Here is a 4,365-nt window from a genome sequence, read left to right on the forward strand (position 1 = left end):
TCAGCTAATGGGCTACGCGCATTAGCTGTTCGCGCAGCGTGCGCGTAGCCCATTAGCTGACGGCTGAATGCTTACCTCAAAACTTCCAAGTTTTAGGGCTTAATAGTACTTTTGTTCTTACAAAACTGACCTGCTCCCTCTAAATGTGCTTGACAAAATTTCTAATTTGTGAATTATTGAATTTCTATTCTTTCCCAAGAAATCGTCAACAAGGATTACTATTGGGCATACTATGGTTTACCTTTTAGCTGTAACTTTTGATCCAAATTTCTAGGCGTTTACCCTGGCCGAGAATGGGTACGCTTCCCTTATCGCTTCGGTGTCACTCCTTAAGTCTGTTTTTCCATGTACCGGAACTGCCCGAGAATGCGTTCGCGTAGCGGCTCGTACCGAGCATCGCGTAGCGTGACCATTCGCGTAGCGTGGCCTAAAGGCCAAGGTCAATCGCTTCCCAACAGAATTCCGTAATCTTATATACTACTTTTTGAATCTAGGGAACCCAGAACCATGAAAAGCGATCACGATGGTCATCATCTCACCCTCGACTCATTCGAGAGCGACAGGATCGTTCCCCTGCAATGGAAGGTAATTGGGGCAACTGCTGCCAGTAACACTCAAACAACTGAAAAAAGTCGTCTACTTCACAGAACATACGGGTGATATCCAAACGCGATACAATATTGGTCATAGCTGGCTGAGACTCAATGGCTTCAAATCTAGTCGAGCGCCTTTCTTTCACCGTAAGCATTCAGCCGTCAGCCGTCAGCCGTCAGCCATTCCCGTAGCGTGGCCATAGGCCAAGGCTCACGCTATGGGGAGAAACTGTTACCGTAGCGTGGCCACAAGCCATTAGCTGATAGCATCTCAAGTAGCACCATCTGTAGCCCATTAGCTGAGAGCTGTTCGCGTAGCGTGCGCGTAGCGCTTAAGCTGAGAGCTGAGAGCTGAGAGCTGATAGCTGAGAGCTGAATGCTTACCTTTCACCTTTGTCCAGTTCCTCGAACTCACGTTCAAATAATAACGATTAAGGTAGGGAAAGACTATTATTTTAAATAACTAGTTAACTAATTAAGTGGAGTTTTTGTTATGGCAATTGATCGGGCACCTGGCGTTTATGTAATCTCTCAAGATGAGATGGGAATTGTTTATCAAAAGTTTGGTAGTCCTTTACCATCTAATCGTCAAATTGCTCTTAATGGAGAAATGGGTTGGCAGGTTGATACTCTTGGTCCTGGACGACATTTTCGCTCTCCGTTGACGTATAAAGTTGTCATACAAAAGGCTATACAGATTGATAAAGATGAAATTGGATTAGTAACAGCCAACGATGGTGATTCTCTTCCCACAGGTAAAATGTTTGGTAAAGTTGTCGAAGAATGCGATGACTTTCAAGATGGTCGTGCCTTTATCAAAAATGGTGGTCAACGGGGTAGGCAGTTAGGTATTTTAAAAAATGGTATTTATCGCCTTAATACTAAACTGTTTTCTGTTGAAATAAGGCCAATTACTTACATTAATGACTATGAAATTGGCTTAGTAGAAGCGAAAGATGGCAAGCCACTTCCGATTGGAAAAACCTTTGGTGATGCTGTTGAATGCAACAATTTTGAAGATGCTCAAGCATTTATTAAAAATGGAGGATATAGAGGCCAACAGTTAAAGATTATTACTACTGGCAAATACGCAATTAATACAGAACTTTTCAAAATTAAGAGAGTTGAACTTATCAAAATTGGAGTTAATGAAGTAGGGTTAGTGGAAGCAAGGGATGGTGAGCCACTTCCACTTGGTCAGAACTTTGGTAAAGTTGTTGAATGTGGCACTTTTCAGGACGCTGAAGCATTTATCAAAAACGGCGGTCAACAAGGGAACCAATTAGCAATTCTTCCTCCTGGAATTCACTACATTAATACAGAGTTGTTTAAAGTTCACAATGTACCATTAATTAATATTCGATCAGGGGAGATAGGGCTAGTTATTGCTCAAGATGGTGCTGAACTACCACCAGGACAAATACTAGGTAAAGCTGTAGATTGCGATAATTTTCAGAATGTTGAAGCCTTTGTCAAAAACGGTGGTCAACAAGGTAAACAGCGAGCAATTCTTACTGAAGGTTACTATAGAATAAACACTGAACTATTTACAGTAGTTACTACTGACAATGCCAAGCAATATGGACTGAAGCCAGAACAATTAAAAGTTTACAGAGTTGAATCAGGTAAAATTGGTATTGTTACCACTTTTGATGGTAAGCCCTTACCAGGAGGGGAGATTGCGGGAGCAGTTATTAAGGGACATAATAAGTTTCAGGAGCCACAGGAGTTTATTGAAAAAGGTGGCTATCGAGGTTTACAAGAAGAATTTATCGAAGAAGGTTTTTGGAGTTTAAATCCTTGGTTTGTGGAAGTTGAACAAGTTCCTTTAACTAATATTAAATCTGGAACAGTTGGAGTTTTAATCTCAAATGTTGGTAAGAATAGCCAAGCAAATCAAGAGCAAACTACTCATGGTTATCAGTTTAATATCGTTCCAATTGGGTATAAAGGGATTCAGAACATACCAATAGAAGCTGGAACACATCCTATCAATACAAGAGTGAAAAGTATAGTAATAGTTCCTGCCCATGAAATAACTTTGGAATGGACGAATAGAGATAAACCAGCAACCAACTACGATTCTAATTTGAAAACCTTAGACCTTCGCTCTAAAGATGGCTTTACTTTTAAAATTGAAGTCACACAGGTTATTAATATTGCTCCAAAAAATTCTCCTAAAATGATCTCTCGTGTGGGTTCACCAAATGCTAATAGTTCTGAGCAATTTGAGGAACAAGGAGGAGTTCTTAGCTGCTTGTCTAATGGTGCGGTTAAATATAGCTCCATTAAAAACCTTGTGAATAGGGTATTAGAACCGATGGTTGGTAATTACTTCCGTAATTATGCTCAAGAATATAATGTCTTAGACTTCTTACAACAACGGGATCAAATCCAGGAACGAGCTACAGAAAATATCAAAAGTGCTCTTAATGCTTATGGTGTTGAAGCGGTTGGTACTTTTATAAACGAAATTGCCTTACCAGCTGAACTTCAACACCTAATACAGGCTCCAACAATTAAAGATAATTTAAATTCACTAGAAAAATTATTGCTATGGTCTGCTGGTGCAGATCATCATATTTTGGCCCAAAAAGAATGTTTGACAGAACGATATAAATATACAGCAATTGGTACCACGGTTTTGCTAACATCAACAACGGCTATTTTTTCCGGTGGTTATGCTCTTTATACAGTATTCGGTTCTGTAGCAGCTTCTTGTGTAGGAGGAATTTTTTGGAGTTTTATAGTTTTTAACTTAGATCGTTTTTTAATTTTAAGCTCTAAGAGAAAAAAATCGGAATCAAATTTAAAATTGTCATTTATTGCAGCAACTAGTCTTCGATTAGTAATAGCCTTATTATTAAGCTTTGTGGTGGCTAAACCCCTTGAATTGAGGCTTTTTGAAAAAGAAATTAATCAGAAAATAAAACAACAAAAAGATGATGCAAGAAAAGAAAAAGTTAGCGAACCAATAAAAGAATTAGAACAAGAAATTAAAGCCTTAAATCAAGAAAAAAACAAGTACAAAAATGAATGGGAAGACGCCGAAAATGTTGCTAATGCAGAAGCAGAAGGTACACAGGGAACAGGCCAATTTGGAAAAGGAATTGTTTATAAAGACAAACGAAATTATGCAGATGAAATAAAACAACAATTTATTGAATTAGATAATAAAGTTAAGGAGAAAGAGGAACAAATAGATAAGCTTAGGCAAGAACGTAACCTGATTTTGCAGTCACCAGAGAGTAACTTAGAACAACTGAATCAAGAAATTGACAAAGAATCAGATGGCTTCTTAGCCCGTCTTGTTGCTTTAGAAGAACTATCTAAAGACGATCCGAATATTCGTAATATTAATTGGCTAATCACTGCCTTATTCGTCACTATTGAAATCTCACCTATATTAGTTAAACTTTTGTCTGGCAAAGGTCCTTATGATTATTTACTTGAGCAGAAAGAAAGTCAGGAAATTTATAATGAATATTTCCGCATTAAAAAAGAACAAAGACTTCAATTATCTGAAGGAGCATCAAAAAAATACATGAAAAAAATTCAGGAGTTTGAACAATAAATTACAAAAACAAAATAAGACTATAGCGTTTCTATCCTAATCAGGTACACAGGATTTTTTACCTCTTGCCTCTTGCTAGCTTGCCTATTACTTGCTCCCTGCTCCCTTTCAATCAAAAGACGATGTCTTAAACAATACTTCCTTTGCTATAGTACCCACATGGGAATGCAATGGGTCAGAGGATCATAAACAAGTATT

Annotated in this window: 2 protein-coding genes and 1 pseudogene; 1 reads left to right on the top strand and 2 read right to left on the bottom strand. The window is 38.1% G+C overall.

Annotation, left to right across the window (positions count from 1 at the left end):
- Positions 1 to 270: 270 nt before the first annotated feature.
- Positions 271 to 438 carry a hypothetical protein gene (locus tag F6K20_RS25995; RefSeq protein WP_207554299.1) on the bottom strand — a complete coding sequence of 56 codons (168 nt, stop codon included), beginning with the start codon at positions 436 to 438 and terminating at the stop codon, positions 271 to 273.
- Positions 439 to 483: 45 nt separating this feature from the next.
- A pseudogene (locus F6K20_RS26000) lies at positions 484 to 688 on the bottom strand (IS982 family transposase); the annotation flags it as partial.
- A gap of 398 nt (positions 689 to 1,086) precedes the next feature.
- Between F6K20_RS26000 and F6K20_RS26005 the strand changes: the two are divergent.
- Positions 1,087 to 4,167, top strand: coding sequence for a DUF4407 domain-containing protein (locus F6K20_RS26005; RefSeq protein WP_008182783.1), 3,081 nt, complete (start codon positions 1,087 to 1,089; stop codon positions 4,165 to 4,167).
- The last annotated feature ends 198 nt before the right edge of the window (positions 4,168 to 4,365 follow it).

This window comes from Moorena sp. SIO2C4 (genome assembly GCF_010672485.1).
Taxonomy (GTDB): Bacteria; Cyanobacteriota; Cyanobacteriia; order Cyanobacteriales; family Coleofasciculaceae; genus Moorena; species Moorena producens.

What these genes read in the sequence shown, in the direction of transcription:
- F6K20_RS26005 (WP_008182783.1), top strand. Translation starts at nt 1,087, where the DNA reads ATGGCAATTGATCGGGCACCTGGCGTTTATGTAATCTCTCAAGATGAG.